This window comes from Paenibacillus sp. 01T431 (genome assembly GCF_056398625.1).
In genome coordinates, this window is the sequence record NZ_JBFTPT010000030.1 from 22,576 (window position 1) to 42,125 (window position 19,550).

Genomic DNA, 19,550 nt, shown 5'->3' on the forward strand with positions numbered 1-19,550 from the left:
CTTTTTAAACATGGGGAAATATTTCGGTACAGACGGTGTTCGCGGCGTAGCCAATCGTGAGCTTACACCTGAGCTAGCATACAAAATCGGTCGCTGCGGCGGCTATGTTCTAACACATAAGGCACAAAAGCCGAAGGTGGTTATTGGCCTTGATACACGGATTTCCGGCCCAATGCTGGAATCTGCACTGATTGCGGGTCTTTTGTCGATTGGTGCAAGCGTCGTGCGTCTTGGCGTCGTATCCACACCGGCAGTTGCCTATATTACGCGTGAGCTGAATGCTGACGCAGGTGTTATGATTTCCGCATCACACAATCCTGTAGAGGATAACGGCATTAAATTTTTTGCTGGCGACGGCTTTAAATTGTCGGATGATACCGAACTCGAAATCGAACAATTAATTGATGCTCTTACAGATGAATTACCGCGGCCTGAGGGCGGAGATATCGGAGCGGTATCAAGCGATAAAGGCGCTAAGCAGCGCTATTTGGATTATTTGAAAACAACGATTAAAGGCGAATTCAAAGGCTTGAAAATCGTACTGGACTGCGCGAACGGTTCCGCTTATGAGCTGGCTCCTTCGGTATTCCGCGAGCTTGGAGCGGACATTATAACAGTAGGCGCTGAGCCGGATGGTTTGAATATTAATGCTGGCGTTGGTTCGACGCATCCAGAATATTTGCGTGAGCAGGTACTGGCGCATGGCGCAGACCTTGGGCTTTCTTTTGACGGGGACGCTGACCGTTTAATTGCTATTGATGAAAATGGCGAAGAGGTAGACGGCGACTTTATTCTTTGTATTATTGGCGATGCGATGAAGCGTGAAGGCAAGCTGAAAGAGGATACCATTGTAACGACGGTTATGGCCAATATCGGCTTTTTCAAAGGAGCAGAGCGCATTGGTTTGAAGACAGCGCAAACGGCAGTTGGCGATCGTTACGTCATGGAAGAAATGCGTCGCGGCGGCTTCAATCTAGGCGGCGAACAATCCGGCCATGTTATTTTCCTTGACCATATTACGACTGGCGACGGTATTCTTACTGCGCTTCAGCTGGTTGATACGATTGCAGCCTCCGGCAAGAAGCTAAGCGAACTTAAAGGCCTTATGCGTAAATACCCGCAAAAGCTTGTTAACGTACGCGTAGCGGACAAGAGCTTGTACCAAGGCAATGCAGCGATAGAAGAAGCGGTGAAACGTGTAGAGCTAGAGCTTGGCGACAACGGCCGTGTGCTTGTTCGTCCATCGGGTACGGAATCTTTGATTCGCGTTATGGCTGAAGGGCCAGAGAAGGAACAGGTCGAGGCTTACGTTGATCAAATTGCAAATGTCGTTAAAAGTGAACTAGGTTAATCATAGAGAATAATGGTGTCGAAGGCCTGTCGGTTCTTGTAGCCGGCGGGCTTTTTTAGCATTATTTTGGAAAATGGACGAGTATATTTTCCATGAAAGGTTGCACAGCAGCTGGAAAATGAATATGATAGGTAGTGTGATTCAAGAAGGAAAGCGAGGATAGAGGTTAAATAAGCAACATAAGCGCCAGAGCTTGCGTGATGAATGATCGGTGGTAGAGCTAAGATAGATCAGCTTGAAGCGGGTGTTCATACGGGAAGCTGACGAGGTGAAGGTGTTCGAAACATTCGGCGGGGACCTTCCGGTATTACAAGCCAACCGAAAGCCGTTACGTAAAACGGCCGGGCGACCGGTCATACAATCGTGCGGCAGGCTTCGATTATAATATTACTCCCGTATGTCCAAGATGCCACCAGCAGGGTGGGCATGGGCAGAGGGGTTACATTTTCCGCAATCATTCGGATTATTTTGTGACAACTTCATAGTGCCTGTGCCACGCATTGGCGGCATCCGATAAGGACGGGAAAATAACCTATCGGAGGCCTATTAAATTATGTGTGGAATTGTAGGATATATTGGTAAACGTGACTCGCAGGACATTTTGCTCGAAGGATTGAAGAAGCTGGAGTACCGGGGTTATGATTCCGCTGGTATCGCTGTCTTCACGAAAAACGGGCTCGAAATTACAAAGTCCAAAGGACGTCTCGCGAATCTTGAAGGCTTGCTGCGTGAAGTACCGCTCGAAGGTTCTATTGGCATTGGTCATACACGCTGGGCTACTCATGGTAAACCATCTGATGTGAACTCGCATCCTCATACGGACAACACGGCTAAATTTTCGGTTGTTCATAACGGGATTATTGAGAACTACTTGAATCTTAAGGAAGAATTAGTGACAAAAGGGCATGTTTTTGTATCGGAGACAGATACCGAAGTCATTTCCCATTTGATTGCTGATGAATATAACGGCAACATCGTGGAAGCTGTGCAGCGTGCGGTTAAACGTATGCGTGGAGCGTTCGCGCTTGGTGTTTTGACTGAGTTTGAACCGGATCGCCTGGTTGCGGTTCGTTATGCAAGCCCGCTTGTTATCGGTGTAGGCGAAGGCGAAAACTTCATTGGCTCGGATATTCCGGCTATTTTGGAGCATACGCGCAACGTTTATATTTTGAACGACGGCGAAATGGCAATCCTGACACGCGATGCTGTCGAAGTAATGACGACTGAAGGCGAAAGTATTTCCAAGGAAATATTTCATGTCGATTGGGATCTAGTAACGGCAGAGAAAGCTGGATTTGATCACTTCATGCTGAAAGAAATTCACGAACAGCCAAAAGCTTACCGTGATACTATGATGAGCCGCATTTCAGAAGACGGTAAATCTGTCGACTTAAAAGAGCTGGGTATGACAGCTGAATATATTAAATCGATCCGCAAAGTACACATCGTAGCATGTGGAACGGCATATCACGCAGGTCTTGTCGGCAAAACGGTCATTGAGTCGCTTGCTCGCATTCCGGTTGAGACGGATGTGGCATCCGAGTACCGTTACCGCTCGCCGATCATTACTCCGGATACGCTCGTTATCGTTGTTAGTCAATCTGGCGAAACAGCTGATACACTTGCAGCTTTGCGTGAAGCACAGCGCAACGGCGCTCGTGTGCTTGCGATTACTAACGTAGTAGGCAGCTCGGTTGCCCGCGAAGCGGATCATGTGCTTATTACATGGGCAGGTCTTGAAATTGCGGTTGCTTCGACAAAAGCATACAGCTCGCAATTGATTGCTTTTTATCTGCTTGGTCTACACATGGCAGGTACGCTTGAGACCAAAGAAGCTTCTTACATCGCAGAAGTTCTTGAGGCTATGCATCAGCTTCCAACTCAGGTTGAGCGCATCCTTGAGCAAGCGTATGTGCTTAAACAAGTTGCAGAGTCGTTCTCGCATCACAAACACTTGTTCTTCATCGGCCGCGGCGTTGACTATGCCGTAGCGCAAGAAGGCTCGCTGAAGCTGAAGGAGATCTCGTATATTCACTCCGAGGCTTATGCAGCTGGTGAGCTCAAGCACGGTACCTTGGCTCTTATAGAGGAAGGTATTCCGGTTATTGCTCTTGTTACACAAGAAGAGCTGTACGAGAAAACACTTAGCAACATTAAAGAAGTAAAAGCACGTGGCGCTCATGTTATAGGCATCGCGAACCAAGGTGCAGAGGAAGAAGTTGCGAAATCTGTCGACGAGCTATTCGCGATTCCGAAGACACTTCCGATCCTGTCACCAGCACTTTCAGTTATTCCGCTGCAACTGATTTCTTATTATGCTTCGCTAGCTCTTGAGCATGACGTGGATAAACCGCGGAATTTGGCTAAGAGTGTAACGGTGGAGTAGGGAGTCAATATTGGAGCGGATCAAGTGTTCGGTGATATAAAAGGGTGGAACCAGTAAATAATGTTTGGAACCACAAATGAATTGATTTATTAATACATCTAAAGGGTAGCCTGATGAGTTTAATTCGGGCTACCCTATTTTTGTTATTAAGAATTTTTCAAATCTCGAATATGGAGTTTGTGTTCAGTGGCATTATAGTTTATTGTCAGAAGAAAATAGAGTTGTAGATTGAGCAAAAAAAGTATTAGACTCGGTACAGCGATCGGTAGGTAGCAGACAGTTACAGAACATTTAGAATATGTACCAGAAAAATTTCCAAAGGCTATTGGACTTTTAAAAAGCAGAGTTGAATCAGACGAACATTACTTGCTCCGGCATCTTACCGTAATCATTAGTCAAAAGAAGAAATCAATAAAAAAATATCGTCATTGGAAATATAAAAATGTTTATTCCAATGTACAGAAGAAGTTCAACAGAGTTAGATGAGAATCTAACCATACAGTTTAATGATTACTTATAGAAAAAAGGAGGTGTAGCACGTGTGTATTAACACGATCGCTACTCGTCCTTTTTATTATGTTACTGTGGTCCACCTTTTTGGGGAATTCTTGTGAAAAAAGTAGGATTTTCTTGTTAGATGTCGAATTTTTACAGTGAACATATAGTTCGTTGTACATAAGGTTATAGCGAGGTGTCTATGGATAAGGTTGTTGAATTAATCGAATTTGGCTATGAGTGCGAATATCTGGACTTCAAAGAGAGACAATATCATAAAGACAAGAGTATGGATTTTCTAATGGATATAATGGCGATGGCCAATTCACGGCATAATGGAGACAAATTCATTATTATTGGAGTCAAGGATCGACCAGAGGGTAAGGAGTTAAAGGGAATAGATCCGAAAGAATTTGTAGACTCATCTAATTATGTGCAGTTGGTTCTGAACAATATCGAACCGGAAATAGAGTTTGATTATTTCAAATACGAATATAAAGGTCTAATGTTAGGCGTTTTTAGAATTTATAAAACAGACAATAAGCCATATATGATGAGGAAACAGTTTGGTGGACTGAAAGAGGGATATTGCTTAATCCGTAAAGGAAGTACGAATACAGTAGCTAAACGCAGCGACTTTGACTATATGTACTTAAACAAAGGACAGTTCGAGATAAGATTCCTAGAACAGGCACTACACGCCGTACACGATAAAGAAGGTTGTGCTTCTATAGCAGTTGTACTAGCAAATACAACAGAATTGCCTATTACGATAATTGCTGGCACCTTGTATGTCTGCGATGGTCTAAGAAAAGAATTGTCAAGGCATCGTGTGTATGGACTAGATGAATTTATAGGTGCAGATTTCAAATTAGCGTTACCACCAAAATCAGAAGTGGTTGGACAGTTAATGGTTGGTTTTCAATCATCAGATCCTTTTAGATTAAATATTGATGAATTCGGAATAAGTGCTGCGCAGTTTTATTTTGAGCTTTTGTTAGTGGATGCACGAGAAAGGCGATATTCTGCAACAATGAATAAAGCAAGTGTTTTTGTAGACGGCGACTTTCTTTGGAAGGTTAAACAACAGAAGGGAATTCCACATAAGTTTCGGACACCTAGATGATAAAAAATGATTCTGATATAGTTTGGGGGATAATTAATGGAGAACGAACTTGTTAGATATTCAAGAGCCGGTGACGTTTTTCATTACCGATGGGCTGCCCGCCGATGTTTGCGTTTAATCTCACCTAAGTCTCGAATTAATCAAATTGTGGTTGAGGGTTCTAAGGAAAATAAACTTGCTGGAGAATATGTTATCGATGTTGCCGAGTACTCTGATTCGTTAACTAGGCAAGGATTTCAAGATGTAGCTTATTATCAGTTGAAGCATACTACTGTTCATAAAAATAACCCATTTGATCTTAGTGATCTTAGGGAAACATTCGAGGGCTTTTCATCACGGTTTCAAAAAATTACAAGTACCACAACCAAAGTAGATAGTGTCAACTTTGCTATTGTCACAAATAGACCAATTAATCAAAATCTTAAAGACAATATAGAGAAATTATCTACTGATAAACAAGCCAATATAAAATATAAAAACACATTATCAAAATATACACAGTTATCTGATGAAGATCTAAAAAAGTTTTGTGCTTGTATAAAATTCGCGGACGGCGAAGGAGACTACAATGCACAGAAGTACAGGCTTCATTTAGAAATATCTCAGTTGGTTGCCGGAAGCATCGATAACCCTGAAATAGAAAGCATTACTGGACTAGTTCGTGACAAGGCTTTACCAGATTCCAATGGTGTAATTGTTCGTGAAGAAATACTTGAGAAATTTAAAGTTACGTCTGAACGCGATCTCTTTCCTGCTCCACCTGAGTTTGAAAAACTTGACACCCTTGTGCATAGAGAGCAGCATAATGAATTGTTGAAAACCATTTTAGAATCAGCAGCTCCGTTGATCATACATGCCCCTGGAGGAATAGGGAAAACGGTTTTTGCTCGCCAAATAGCGAAATCATTACCTGCTGGATCTTTCGGGATTGTATATGATTGCTTTGGTGGTGGGCGTTATCGTAATCGGAGCGAAGTTAGGCATCACCATCGCCAAGCAATTGTTCAGATTATTAATGAATTGGCTGTACAAGGTCTTTGCGATCCACTGCTAGTGAGTTCCGGCGCATCTGAAACAGATATATTAAGAAAGTTCCTCGACAGAATTGAAACTTCAGTTATTGCTATGAAGAAATCAAATAGCAATGCAGTCCTAGTGATCCTAATAGATGCAGCCGATAATGCTGAAATGGCCGCGGCGGAGTTCAATGATAATTGATTTGTTCATGAACTTCTCCGTGAACGTATAATCGAAGGAGTTAAAATAGTTGCCCTGTGTAGAACCGAGCGTATACATTTACTCCAGACACCTAGTAACATCAAACAACTTGAGTTGAAGCCATTTTCGGAGAAAGAGTCTTTTGATTATTTAAGGTCCCATCATCTGCAAGCGTCTAAAGAGGATGGAATAGAATTTCATAGGCTTACTAGTGGCAATCCACGTGTACAGTCAAATGCTTTAAGTTTAAATGGTAGTACGATTGCTGAAGTATTCTCCAAATTTGGAAGTATTGGAACCACTGTCGATGAACAAATAGAAGGACAATTAATGTCAGCAATTGATTCGATAAGAGATAAACTTCATGATGATTACAGAAAACAAATCGACTCTATCTGTGTAGGTCTTGCTACATTACCTCCCTTTATTCCACTGAAGATACTATCTAGGGCAGCTGGTGTTGAGGAGTCTGCTATAAGAAGTTTTGTTGCAGATATAGGACGTCCTTTATGGCTTTCTGACTCCTCAGTTCAGTTTAGAGATGAGCCTACGGAAACTTGGTTTAGGGAAACTTTTGCAGCATCGAAGGATCAAATAGAGTTTTTTATTGAACAAATCAAACCATTAGCTAACGAGTATTCATATGTCGCTTCTGCTATGCCTGCTCTGTTACTACAAGCAGGGAAGAACACCGATCTTGTTGAATTAGCTTTATCCGATAATTATCTTCCCGATAATCCCATTGATGAGCGAAATGTTCGAGTATTTCGTCTTCAATTTGCATTTAAGGCTTCGTTGAAGCAAAAAAACTTTGTTGAGGCAATAAAATTAGCTTTACGAGCTGGTGAAGAAGTAGCTGGTGATAAACGACAGTTCGAACTTCTTGCAAGCAATATTGATCTGATTGCGCCTTTACAAGATGAACAACGTGTACAGGAGTTTGCTTTTCGTCGTTTGTTTAGCGGTTCTTGGAGAGGATCAGAGAATGTTTACTCAGCAGCGTTGTTATCAACAGTCAAGAATTTTAGAGGGGAAGCCAGAAGCTTTCTTAGGGCTGCTGAGAACTGGTTAAGTCTATACTTCCATGATAGAGATAAGAAAAAAGAAGAAGATATTCCATTTCATCATGAACAACTAAAAAATGAAGAAATTATGGAACTTGTATACACACATCTCAATTTATATGGGATAGAGAAGGCCTTCGAATTCCTTATTAGTTGGCACCCGGAGAAAGTAATCTATCATATTTCTAGGCAGCTGTTTAAAAGGTTTATGGACCTAGGGGAATTATCTGCTGCAACGCAGTTTGCAAAACTAGGTAAATGTAATCAATATTTAATAATTGCTTTCGCACATGAATCCTTAGATATCGGGTATATTCCTAATTCGGATGTTCTCAGTACTTGCCTTGATTTACTAACTGCAAAGCGAGCTAGAATTTCAAAAATACAAGACACAACACTTCAATCTCTTATCTGTTTTCTTGAATCTTGCGCAGCAAACAAGTTACCAAAGGAGAAAATCATCAGGGTTCTAAATCATTATTTCCCTCAAAGTGCTACACGCTCTATTACAAGCGATTACGATAATAAAGATCGTGCAATTTTTATGCGTGCACTGGCATTAAAAAAAGTATTACTGTCAGATCTCGAATTCGATATTAATGAATTGCTTCCAAAGGATCTACAACAGAATAGAAAATATAAGGATGAACAAGAGGTAAGAGAAATAAAAGAGGTAATTGGCGGTTTGTTACCTTGGTATATGCTACGGATACGCTGTTTAGCAGGGGATATTCTTGATTTTGATAATGAAGTAGCGGAAGTGAAAAAGAAGTCAGGATCAGCAACAGCGAGTCGATATAGAAACTATGATAGTTTACCAACGGAAATAGCTAGAATATGTTGTGACGTTTTGATGTTTCATGAATTTTCCGGACAAATGTCAGCTAAGACTTTTTATGAAAATCATATAAAGAGTAACAGGATGTTTCTTCCTGATCATCTAAAATTAGTTCGTTCTGCTTTCCGATTAAGCCACTTAGCTGAACAGAAACGCGATTTTGAACAATATGCTTATGACGTAATCCGTTCTGCTACAGACATTGGCCCAGAGGAAAGGGCAAACTGTTACATTGATCTTGCACGAGCATTGATTAATGTAAATCGTGATGATGCCGCGGTTTACTTCAATTTTGCCATCGATGCCGTTTCGAAATTTGGCGATGAAATCGTCGAAAGATGGGAAGCAGTTGTTTCCCTAGCTAACCAAAGAAAAGTAGATGAATTTGCACCTTGCGATTTAGCTTACAGATTTATACGTTGTGCAGAGCTTATAGGAGAAAATGTAGCTCGCGAAAAGTATTGGGACAGGGACGAGGCTGTTAGGATTTGTATTCGATTGTCCCCGGTAACTGGAATCGCTGCACTAAGCAGATGGCGGGACCGGGAAATTGGTCGATTTAATCGTCAATTAATTGCTTTGTCCGAGGAAATTGTAAGAAGCGGTTACGTTGTACCAACGGTAGCATGGTCTCTATCTGCGTTTATGACGGAGTTTGAAATAGGGGATTTCTCAAGACTATGTATAGAGAAGGAAACATCGCATGATAATCGGAAGTATATTTTTCAATCAGTCATTAGAGAACTTAGGATAAATGGAGTTGGAGAGGAAGTTTGGGAAAGGGTTGCTGAAACGGCTAAAAAGTACTCTTTACAAAGTAATCTATTGGATGAAGTTATTGCTTATAATCGCGACATTATTGATGAAGAAGGGAATATTATTAACCAAGAAAGTACTTCCTCGCTTCGTATACAGTCGGAAGAGAGTTCGATTGATTGGAATGATCTGTTGCATGATTTGGACTTGGTTTCATCTAATGGATTAAGACAAGCTATTCAACGCTATGATGGACTTCCTCAGACTGTGCGAAACAGCGAGTCCTTATGGCGTGAAGTCTACAATCGAATTTCCGATAGTGAGGCGAAGAAATTTTTGTATGAGCTTATTAAAGTAGATGAAGCTGATTTTTATGATATACAGAATGCGCTTTTGTTAGTGCCGGAAGAATGGCATCGCAAAATGAGCATTAAAATTGAGTGGCCCCAAATCATGCAATTCGTAGGGAAACGATTTGCTACGTTTCTGCTGGAAAGGGGATCAATTTCTTTTTTCACTAGGAGACTTCAATTAGGGGCGGAAAATATACCTTTTATTCAAAAAGGAATAATCGAAGGATTAGCAACCCATGGAGATTTGGTTCATGCAACTACATTTTTTGGCTTTGTAACTGTTGCTTCGAAACATATCTCAACACAGGAAGCAACTGAGTTACTTGATTTCGCATTATCGAGATTCGAACTACATATTGATTCTGAGTACGCTGATGGGCCATGGTCTCAATTGTTGTTACCGTCGGTTCACATGGATAGTGCTTTTACAGGTTTTGTTTGGTCTGCTTTAGGTTCTCCGAGATCTTCAACACGCTGGTGTGCCGTTCACTGTGTTCGTAGACTCGCAGAAGCTCAATGCAGGGATGAGATTGATGCTTTAATTGATTGGATGGAAAGGGATACTCTTGATGCATTTGGGGCTAATAAATTTCCGTTCTACAACTTACATGCACGAATATATTTATTGATTTCACTTGCTCGAGTATCAATTGATAATCCGCACATTTTACTACGTCATAAGAATGTTTTCTATAAGCATGCCTTGCAATCTTCACTTCATATACTTATTCAAAAATATGCAACTGATATAGCACTTAATATCGAGAGGACATATCCAGGGACTTACTCGAAAGAAGTAGTTGACGCATTTCAAAAAGTGGGGAAAAGTCAATTTGATAAGGTTGAATTAGAGGGCCGTTGGGAAACAAGAGATAGTTATTGGCATGTTAAGGAGACGATTGATACTAGTTTGAATTTTTATCATGGATACGATTTTGATAGCGACTGGTTTGAACCATTAGGGAGAGTATTCGGAATTTCCAGTGAGCAAGTGGAGGATCTTGCTACCGATGTTGTTGTTAGTGAATGGAAAATGCAGCTTGATGGTGGATATAAAAATGATCCGCGCCACTCTTTGTGGAGATCGTCGAGAGAACAACAAGGAACTTATCATAGCCATGGGAGTTACCCAAGAATAGACGATTATAATTTTTATCTTTCATATCATGCCATGCTTGTTGTGGCATCGAAGTTGCTGGAGAAAATGCCTGTTGTTCACAGCTCAGATTGGTATGAGAATGAGTGGCATGATTGGTTACAACGACACTTATTGACTCGAAGTGATGGTTATTGGCTATATGACCGTAGAGATCCTATTCCTTTGTATAGAAGGGATTGGATTAATGAAATGAGAAATCCAGATTGGCGTGATGAGATATCAAATGATGATTTTCTTGATGGCATATTGTCTGAAAGAAACGGAGAACTATGGCTAAACGTGTTCGGATCTTGGGAGGATGGAGAGAGTGAAAGATCGGAAAGTTTCTATATTGCAAGCTCTCTCGTATCATCGGCCACTGCGCAATCTCTTTTGCATGCATTGAGCACATGTTCAAATCCTCATGATTTTAAGTTACCTGATTACGAAGAAGAGGAAATGGAAATAAACGTGGATACTTTTAAACTTAAAGGTTGGGTACATCAAGAAGAAGCATCTAAGCGTCTGGATGAGTTCGATCCACATTCTGCTAAAGTAGATTACCCACCTTATAAAATAGGGAACTCAATCGCTGAGAAAATGAAGATATCCTCTGATTATGAGAAGAGGGAATGGACTTTGGCGGATGAGAGGAGAGCATCAATAATTTGTGAAATCTGGGCGCCTATTCATGATAGTCATGAAGATGAGGAAATGTGCCGGGGCAATAGACTAACAGCATCGCTTTCATTTCTAAAAAAACTTTGTTCTGAATTCCAAAGTGAATTAATTATTGAAGTTCAAATTAGAAGAAGATTTAGACAGAAATCATACATGAGAGGGAGTGGGTCGGATGAGTATAAGCCACCGCTTAGCAAAATATTTATCTTCTCAGTCGATGGAAGACTCAGAGATACAGAAACGTACTATGAACTTAGGCAAAGCGCTAGTCAAAGAGTTTAATTTGGACCCGGGTGTAGACACCACTGCTCGATGGATGGCGCATTATATTGCTGAGCAAATTGAAAGAGCCGAAAATAGCACTGGAGCTGAAAAAAAAGAGGCGGAACTACGTTGTTTTAAAACGATATTAAAGTTATGGAATCACAGATCAACGTTTCCAAGTGGCTCAAGACCATTTGAAAATTTTGAGCCTATACTTCGAACACTGAAACGGCTTGATCCAGAAAATGAACGTCATTTTTTCTTTGAATATAGAGAAGAAACAACGGATAGTGTTCCAGAAGAAGTTCAAAAGTGGTTAGATATAGCCAATGGAATAGATGAAGCATCGCGGGTGTGGTTAAAATATGTTTTTGAACAAGCTGCATTGGCTGCAACTGATGATTCTACAATTGAATGGTTAGAGAATTCGATAGCACTTCAGGATGAAGACAAATTCTCAGTAATATTTAGAGAACTGAATAGTGATATTGGTGATATTTGGGGAGAAGACCAAGAAGAAAATGAAATAAAACTAAAGACTATTATTTCGAGGATTAAGAAACTTGAGGCTTTCACAAAGTTAAACCAATTCTTATTGTCTGAATATAAAGATGAGCTTGAAAAGTACAGTTAAGGGGTTATAGGCTACTTACAGATAGCCCCTAATACTCTCATTCTGATTCAGGGGTTGAAGGTAATAAATGATATCGGCATTGTAATTAAATTGGGGGGATTTTAGGTGCCATCTGAGTTTTCTGTAGTTGATGCAAGAAATGTAAATAAATATATTGATCTTCAAGTTGAAATGTTCAGTGAACATGATGTAGATCTTGAAGAAGTAAATTCAGCAAATGCATTTTTGTTGGCCTTATGGGAACTATTTGACAGATCTTTAAGTCCAATAGGATTAAATGGGAAGTGTCCATGGGCGTTTTTTCCTTTTAAAATGAAGAATGGTAAAAAAACGCTAACTTATCTCGGATCAATAAGGACAAAAATTGGATATCTACATGTCTTAGTTTCTTATAAAAAGAAGGGTTCAATAGAAAAAATTCATTTTTTTAGCCAGGATACTGACATGCAAGCAAAAAAACAGGTAAAGCTAATTCAAGAATTAATTAAATCCGCTAAAGTAAATGCTAAAGTTAAAAATACTTTCTATTTAATATGTGAACTAAAACAAGTTACAACCGTGGATAAAAATGCCAGATTATTAGAAAGTTATAAGGGCGAAAATTTTATGATATTTACAGAAAAGGAAAAAACAAAGATGATAATAAAAATTGAAGCACAAAATCGAATAGATGCTTTAAACTTATCAGTAGAAATGCTAAATAGTATCACTAGTTTTCTGAGCATAGAAACTAACTTATTATTTGAAAATAGCGATGTAGATTTCATTGAAGGATTTACAGGGGAAGAGAACTATAGAAGTATATTCCAAGAGGATAAAAAATGGAAAAATCAATTTGATGAGAATCTTTTCATTGATTTTTACCCTACTTACAATAAAAAAATAATACTATCAAAACTTGGAATAGTTATTATAGAAATGATTTTAAGAGCCGATTACAAAAAAGATAAAATGCTTAATACATTTTTGAAAAGTTGTTACTTCTTCAAGACCAGTCTTAAGTACGAATTAGGAAATGATGGTGAGTTATTGTATGTAACTGGCCAATCAGTACTCTCAAAGAAAAAGAAAGTAATTCAAGTAGATAATATCGTGGATAATTCTGTTACTGGCTACTTATCCTCTATTGAAATAGCAACCTCTAGTCAGGCTCAACAAAATACATGTGAAGCATGTGGGCAATTAAAATATAGTATAAGTTATCGTATAAAGGAATTTGTTGATAACTATTTCGATAAGGAATTTGGAGGGATATTCAAGAAAATTTACAGCATGCGTTCTAAGTATTTGCATGCTGGTGAGTCTCCAATTACTTACACGCATGAAAGAATATTACCATTATTGGACCCCACAACTGGAACAGGCGCAATTAATAAAAATGCAATTACTGTATTTGATTTTAATAGAAGCATATCTATATCAATTAGTAACTTAAGAGAGTGGACGAGTTACAGCTTAAGAAATTATTACAAGAGAGAAATCGTTTCGACTAGAATAAAAGAGAATAGTTAGCCTCCTCTTGTCACTAGTAGTGTAATGGATATTCACTCTTAGTGTCCAACTTCGTTAGGGGCTACCTAGAAACAACTCGGATCTATTAAAGTTTATATGACTGATTTTTAGTTTTTTGTATAGTGAATTATAAATGAGACGACAATTATTTTTGGGAGATTATTGGTGTTTACTATTTTCTTAGTATGATAGATTGTCCCTATGATAACGATGTAAGCTAAGTAATCTACGAAATGAAAAAACAGAGTTCGCAAACTTAATAAACTTTCAATTTTATATATCACGGACTTGAATTACATGAGTATGATAATTGATTTATCAAACATCACATTGATGGCACAATAATATAGATGACCTAGTCAGGACAAGGCTACTATTATTATAAAAGTTTTCTGATTAACTATTACTAATCTAAATGTGATTAAAGATATGGAGAGTGAATTTAGAAAAGGACAGACACATATTTCATTAATTTGATTGGTGTCTACAAATAAGGCTATTTATACTAACTATGAATAATTTGAATTTTGGTTAGCTAAATACTTAGATGAAGAGTATTGAGTTATTTCATATACATATTATAAAGTGAGGGGGAAAGATAAATTGAACTTTTTTATTGAAATGATAGATGTTGGTATAGGAGATTCCTATATTATGAATTTTAATAAAGAAAATCGAATAGTAAGAATATTGGTCGATGGAGGATCTGAAAAAAATAATCTTAGTAATATAATAAAGGCAATTAATAGTATGGAGACAAGGAACGATAGAAATGAAATAGGAAAGATTAATGGATTAATTGTAACCCATATTGATGATGATCATATTGGAGGAATATTGAAACTTCTGAATGAACCAGAAGTGGAAAATTACATTGATTTTTCTCAAGAATGTTTTATCCTTTTTAATGACCTTGTTGACCCAGCTACTATTAGTTATAAACAAGGAAATAGACTTAAAAATACAATAGAGAAATTTTCGAATCTTTCATTAATACGAACATACGAAGAAAATAGACAATTTGAAGTTAATGGATTTAAAATCTGTATGCGAGGTAAAAATAGACTGGAGCCTCCTCCGACTGGAAAAGATGATGATTTAATACTTATTGATTTATTACTTCCATTTAAAGATACGGTTAAAAAGTTGATGAAGAACTGGTTGGTTGACAAAAAAAACTCAAGGTTAGTTAATGAATCCTCTTTGGTATGTATAGTTAAATATAATGATATGTCAGTATTATTAGCGAGTGATAATTACTTTCCAACTATATTGGAAGAATTAAAAAAAATAAAGTATGAATCATCGTTTGATTTAATAATGCTGGCACATCATGGAGCTAAAGATAATAACGTGAATATCATTGATTTAATAAATCAATACCAATGCAAGAAGATAATGCTACCATTATCTAAAATAACCAAAAAACATCCGGATTTAGAATTAATAAAAAATATTTTAGGTAATAGAGAAAACATTCAATTATTTTGTCCAGTGGAGCTTAATTTAGAAATTAATGAGTATCAACTTCAAGTAAAACATGGAAATTTAATTGAAGTAGAAAAGGAGAGGAAAACATAATGCTACCTAGTATTGTAAGGTTATCAACTTTCGATAGTATTACAAGTGGAATTATTCTAGATTGCGAATATATGACTGAGAGTGAATTTCAATATTATATGGTTATTGCACCACTTCATTTGTTATGGAATAGTGGAATTGATAAGCATAAGATTAAGAGTAATATAAATAATTATCTTAAAATAGAGATTTTTGATTCTAATCATCATAATTATCACTATCTAATAGAAGATGTATTTATTGGAGAGTCTTTATTAAAAGAAGATGATGTATTTGCAGTTTTAGTTGGAATTAAAAAAAATGAATTGTTATTAAAACAATCTGTTTCATTTAACGAGTTACGTCCACTAGAAAAAGTTGAGACCTATGGTTTTCCAGGAGTAATCAAGAATGAGGAGAACGATAGAATTGCGTTAAAGGGTGAAATAGAATTATTTTCTAATTTCAAAAATAAGATTTTGTCTTATAGAATTTTAGATGACTATCACCACTATTCAGATTTAAAAGACTATCAAATACTAGAAGGTTTATCTGGAGCTCCAGTATATTCAAACAATAAAACATTAATAGGGATGAATCAATCAATTCCTTACATGGATAACAAAGGAAACCCATTCAAACACATATACTTCATCACATTAAAGCATATTATGAACTATTTAAGAGAGTCTGGTTGTTTACTTTACGAACATAATAGTGGAAAGTTAACGCTAAGATGGATAAATAATCAAAAAAAATCTGTAGGCGAAGAACTTTCAGTACTTGTAATTGGTGGAAGTGGAGCAGGAAAATCATCTTTTATAAAGTCATTTGCTCTTAACGGTGATAAAATTAATTCATCTGGTGATGGGCAGACTACAAGGACTGAAGTTGAATATAAGTATTCTAGATATGAAAAAAATCCCAAGGTTGAAGTGTTCTTTTATAATAAAGACGATTTTTGTGAAATTAGAAAGAAAGATATATGGCTAGATATTATCTCATTTGTTTTTGTTAATTATTTTGAATTTAAAGAATTAGATATATTCGAAGATCACCTCTGTTATATGAAAGAGTTGATTACTAAGTTAAATTTAATAAATGAAGAGAGAAAAACGAAAGAATTAAAAAGTATTGGTAAAAAAATCATAAAAATTGCATATCCATTGTTAATTAGTAGAGACGAAATTGAAGTTAATAAAATTGTAGATACTTATCTGAGTATTCTAAGTGAAGTCTCTAGTCTTGAAAATGATATTAAGTGTATGAAGATATTTGATCATGATTTTTTACAAGATTTAGAGTTCGAATTAATAAAAAGAATTGAATTTGATATAGATAATAATAAAGAAGATGAATTAAATCAAATTATAACAAATCGCTTACAAAGTCTACTAGTTGATAGTGATTTGTTTATAAATAACTCTTTTAATTCAAACTATGATAATAATAATTTACAAAATAGAATTGTTAGAGAAGTGTATGATTATCAATGTTCTAATAAAAATTACTCAAATAATGATAAAAGTATTTTAAAAACTCAACTTGAGAAAATCTTATACGAAAAAAAGGGTTTTTTTTCAGTTGATGAATTTGATTTTTTATTTTCGAGTGATAATAATTTAAGAAAAATACTAAAGAAAACACCAATTAGGTTCAGTTCAACTGAAAATGAAAATGAAAACTCTTTATTAATGCAATTATCTAAAAATGGAGAAGTTTGTGTAGATGATATTGTAGATAGTATCTGTAGTAGGATATTGGATAGAGAATTAATAAGAAATAAAAAAGATGATTTGAGTAATATGTTAGATATTATTTTTTCTTCTTTTTATGAAATAATTGAAAATCAATTTCAGACAATTGGAATCAAAAGCAATAAATTGAATTTTTCTCTCAATGATCTCAGCCCTGATAAGCAAGATTTACTGTCAAAATGTTTAAAAACAGTAACGGTTTCTGATAAAGATGTTGTTGATTCATCTCATAGTAGAGTTCATTCTCTAACTTCAATTATTAAGAAAGTATCTATAACAGATTCATTCTCAAATAACTTTGCAATAATGTTCGATGATTTAGGTGTAAAATCTTTAACATTTGTTGATACTTATGGGCTTGATCATATAGAAAAGGGTGTTAGTAAAAAAAGACTACTAAAAGACTTTTTCAGCAATCAGAAAGAAAATAGAGAAAGAAAATTAACTAGAGCTAAACAGGGTATTGATGCAGTCTTTTATTTAAAGAAGCTGGATTCAGGGCGCCCTACTGAGTTAGATCACATCATACCAATGATTTATGAGGTTGAACCTCAAGTTACTCTATATTGTATCTTTACTGGAGTTGATATATTTAATTTAGCGAGTAAAGAGAATTACACTCTATGGAAAAGTAATAACGTAAGTACTCCCAAAGCAGTACAATATTTATTTTCTCAAGAGTTTCAACAAACAATTGAAAGAAAGTTGAGATTTAGTAGTGGAAGGAAAGAAATTGTATACCACACTTTAAAATCAAACATAGGTGCTTTTTGTAGTATTGGTAATGATAATTATTATGAATCCAATAAATCGAGTCTGAAAAAAATATTGATTTCAGTACTAATGAAAGAAAAAAACAGCATAGATATTATCCCAGAACGTATTATTGAACAGATAAATGATAAAGATTACCGTGAGAGTATAAAGATTGAAGTAAAAACCTTGTTACGTATGTTTTTTGATAAGTCTTCGATAACAAATTGGAAAGACTTACATTGGAATACAATAAGAGCAAATGCGTATAGAATAAAAGGTATTAAAAAATACCAGAATGTTCTGGGTTATTCAGGTACTTACAGACATAGATGGGATATGATTTTTCAAGATTGTTATAATGAGATTTTTTCAAATGAAAGGTACACGCGAGGCTTGGTAAATAAATTCCCAAGTCATCAAGAAAAAGTGGAGTCAGTCTTAATTTCTATGAGAGATAACTTTTTAGGTAAAAATGAAGATATCTATAAACTAAATTCTATACACATTAGTGCAGGGGATTCATTTAAGAAAAGATTAATTAGTATATATGAAGGTGAAAAATACAATCCGTTTACTCCGTCAGAAGTTGAATTAGAAAATACCAGTGAACAAGTAAAGTATTTAAACTCTGTACTTAACTTTAGAAAACTCGTTCTTAAAAATGACTATTTAGATAGATTTGCTGAGCTATATGTAGAACGATTAGTAGATTCATTAAAAGAAGATAGGATGGAGAGTATAAGAAATATATTAAAATATGGAGAAGGAGTAAAGGCTAATATCAAGTTAGCTTTTGAAGAGATAAATCGTATATTCCATTTTGATAAAGAATCAAAAGAGCAAGCTATTGATGTATTTAATGATATTGTCAACAAAGTCATAATTAGCAATCCTAATATAGGCCATAATGTTGGTGAATAAAGATCCTTATTGATTATTAAATATTACAGCTGCTATATAAAGTAGATTATTTGATTTTAGGTGGGTAGTTTCCAACTTTCTTTTCACGGTAATTTCTAGTGGTTCTAGACTTTCTTTATTTAGCGTTTATCACATAAAGCAGAAAGCCCAATAAAATCAACAAAATTAGTTCCCGACTTTGTTATCACCTGACAATCAATTCAATGGTGTTTGGTATTAAATTTGTGTTCCAGATCGCATTAAAGTTGTGTATTGATGGAAAAGTTGTTGTCTACAACCAACAAACACTAACGCCCACCATTAAAACCATGCACAAAGCTTATAAAGTCTAACTACAAGCCGAGTTGATTTCAGGCATTTCCCCCCTGAATTCACTCGGCTTTTTCTTTTCCATTCCGATCCCTTCCTCGGTCTTTTCTCGATCAATATCCCGCTAATACCTTGCCAGCACTGGTTTTATCTCGATCTTCTCAATTGTCTACAGCCCATTGGATCTTCCCTTGTCATCCTGTCCCCATGGTTTTCTCCTGCTCTTCCGTCACACTTTTACGGTTCGATTTGTGTTTTTCCTAAGCCCGCACGCCCTTGATTTTCCCTGCATTTCAGTCAAACTTATAAAAAATCGGATTTTTTTGAGGGTGTCGTGAAGAAGAAAAACCTTGTGGGAGTAAGGCGGAGCGGGATTTGGTGAGGTGGTGGCGCCATCACGGTTTGTAAGCTGTTATCAAGATGCCTTGTGG

Annotated in this window: 9 protein-coding genes; all 9 read left to right on the plus strand. The window is 36.6% G+C overall.

What is annotated here, in order from left to right:
- The first annotated feature begins 10 nt into the window (after positions 1 to 10).
- The 9 genes from glmM (at position 11) to AC1DM9_RS32385 (ending at position 18,810) form a co-directional block, all read left to right on the plus strand.
- On the plus strand, positions 11 to 1,351 hold the full coding sequence (gene glmM / locus AC1DM9_RS32345; RefSeq protein ID WP_076271680.1) for a phosphoglucosamine mutase: 1,341 nt from the start codon (positions 11 to 13) through the stop codon (positions 1,349 to 1,351).
- Positions 1,352 to 1,904: 553 nt separating this feature from the next.
- The gene (glmS, locus tag AC1DM9_RS32350) at positions 1,905 to 3,737 is read left to right on the plus strand and encodes a glutamine--fructose-6-phosphate transaminase (isomerizing) (RefSeq protein WP_441885562.1); all 1,833 of its coding nucleotides are present in this window, start codon (positions 1,905 to 1,907) and stop codon (positions 3,735 to 3,737) included.
- 697 nt (positions 3,738 to 4,434) lie between these two features.
- Positions 4,435 to 5,358: an AlbA family DNA-binding domain-containing protein gene (locus AC1DM9_RS32355; RefSeq protein ID WP_477584069.1), complete on the plus strand. Its 924-nt coding sequence runs from the start codon at positions 4,435 to 4,437 to the stop codon at positions 5,356 to 5,358.
- Positions 5,359 to 5,394: 36 nt separating this feature from the next.
- A complete protein-coding gene (locus tag AC1DM9_RS32360; RefSeq protein ID WP_477584071.1) occupies positions 5,395 to 6,576 on the plus strand; it encodes a P-loop domain-containing protein in 1,182 nt (393 codons plus the stop codon).
- Between the two features lie 114 nt (positions 6,577 to 6,690).
- Positions 6,691 to 11,688 carry an ATP-binding protein gene (locus AC1DM9_RS32365; RefSeq protein ID WP_477584073.1) on the plus strand — a complete coding sequence of 1,666 codons (4,998 nt, stop codon included), beginning with the start codon at positions 6,691 to 6,693 and terminating at the stop codon, positions 11,686 to 11,688.
- Positions 11,624 to 12,304, plus strand: coding sequence for a hypothetical protein (locus AC1DM9_RS32370; RefSeq protein WP_477584075.1), 681 nt, complete (start codon positions 11,624 to 11,626; stop codon positions 12,302 to 12,304). The genes AC1DM9_RS32365 and AC1DM9_RS32370 overlap by 65 nt, the downstream gene beginning before the upstream one ends.
- 105 nt (positions 12,305 to 12,409) lie before the next feature.
- Positions 12,410 to 13,816, plus strand: a complete 1,407-nt coding sequence (locus AC1DM9_RS32375; RefSeq protein ID WP_477584077.1) for a hypothetical protein — start codon at positions 12,410 to 12,412, stop codon at positions 13,814 to 13,816.
- Positions 13,817 to 14,419: 603 nt separating this feature from the next.
- Positions 14,420 to 15,397, plus strand: a complete 978-nt coding sequence (locus tag AC1DM9_RS32380; RefSeq protein WP_477584079.1) for an MBL fold metallo-hydrolase — start codon at positions 14,420 to 14,422, stop codon at positions 15,395 to 15,397.
- The gene (locus AC1DM9_RS32385; protein WP_477584081.1) at positions 15,397 to 18,810 is read left to right on the plus strand and encodes a hypothetical protein; all 3,414 of its coding nucleotides are present in this window, start codon (positions 15,397 to 15,399) and stop codon (positions 18,808 to 18,810) included. The genes AC1DM9_RS32380 and AC1DM9_RS32385 overlap by 1 nt, the downstream gene beginning before the upstream one ends.
- Positions 18,811 to 19,550 lie beyond the last annotated feature (740 nt).